The 1,567-nt window shown below is 67.5% G+C and carries 1 protein-coding gene; it reads left to right on the top strand.

The features are described from left to right. Positions 1-1,417: alpha-1,6-glucosidase domain-containing protein (locus tag AC1DU6_RS30605; protein WP_477861852.1), on the top strand; the 1,417-nt coding region annotated here is incomplete at its 5' end. Positions 1,418-1,567 lie beyond the last annotated feature (150 nt).

The raw sequence follows: 1,567 nt of genomic DNA, 5'->3' as shown, positions 1-1,567 counted from the left end.
CAACCACACCACCTCGTCGGGCCAGAACGCCAGCTCGGTGCTCGACAAGGTCGTGCCCGGCTACTACTACCGCCTCAACGCGACCGGCGGCATCGAGCGCTCGACCTGCTGCGAGAACACCGCGGCCGAGAACCTGATGATGGCCAAGCTGATGATCGACTCGGCCGTCACCTGGACGCGCGACTACCGCATCAGCTCGCTGCGCTTCGACATCATGGGCCACCACCCGCGCTCGGTCATCGAGGCACTGAAGGCGCGCGTCAAGGTCGCCACCGGCCGCGAGGTGCAGATCGTCGGCGAGGGCTGGAACTTCGGTGAAGTGGCCAACGGCGCGCGCTTCGTGCAGGCCGAGATGCTGTCGCTCAACGGCTCGGGCATCGGCAGCTTCAACCCGCTGATCCGCGACGCGGTGCGCGGCGGCGGCTGCTGCGACTCCGGCAACGCGCTGGTCAGCGAGCAGGGCTACGTCAACGGCTACTTCTACGACTCCAACGCCAGTGCTTCGGGCCAGAACCGCGGCACGCTGATGTGGCAGGCCGACCGCCTCAAGGCCTCGCTGGCCGGCTCCATCCGCAGCTTCCAGATGCAGACGAGCTGGGACGCCAACCTGCGCCTGGACCAGATCGACGTCGGCGGCATTCCGGCCGGCTGGGTGCTGGAGCCCGGCGAAGTCGTCAACTACGTGGAGAACCACGACAACCTGACGCTGTTCGACAACAACGCCTTCCGCCTGCCCACCGGCACCAGCAAGGAGGACCGCGCCCGCGTGCAGATCCTGGCCAGCGCCATCAATGCCTTCAGCCAGGGCGTGGCCTATTTCCACGCCGGCGTGGACACGCTGCGCAGCAAGAGCCTGGACCGCAACAGCTACGACAGCGGCGACTGGTTCAACCGCCTGGACTGGAGCTATGCCGACAACAACTTCGGCGTCGGCCTGCCGCCCTCGCGCGACAACGGCGACAACTGGAACCTCGCCCGCCCGCTGCTGACCAACCCGTTGCTCAAGCCCCACCCCAACGACATCGCCTGGACGCGCGACGCCTTCCGCGACCTGCTGCGCATCCGCAAGAGCAGCACGCTGCTGCGCCTGCGCACGGCCGACGACATCAAGTCGCGCCTGAGCTTCCTGAACACCGGCTCCAACCAGGAAGCCACCGTGCTGGTCGGCCGCCTGAATGGTGTGGGCTATGCCGGCGCCAACTTCGACGAACTCGTCTACCTGATCAACGTCGACAAGACGGCCAAGCAGCTGACCCTGCCCACCCTGGCCGGCCACGCGCTGGAGTTGCACCCCGTGCACACCGCCGCGACCGCCGCCGACTGGCGCGCCAAGCAGGCCAGCTTCGACAGCGCAACCGGCAGCTTCAGTGTGCCGGCACGCACCGCTGTCGTCTTTGTCGTCCGCTCATCCAACTGAAAACCCACGCCATGAAGAAGCAACTCCGACACCTGGCCGTCGCGGCCGCGCTGGGCCTCGCCAGCCTCACAGCCCAAGCAGCACCCGTCGCCGTCGATGTCAGCGGCGCCCAGAGCATCAACCTGCAGGGCGAGGCCGGCAATACGGTCT

The sequence above is a fragment of the Roseateles sp. P5_B10 genome (genome assembly GCF_056400485.1).
Note: the sequence above shows the minus strand (reverse complement) of the source record. Positions and strands in the feature narration are given on the sequence as shown.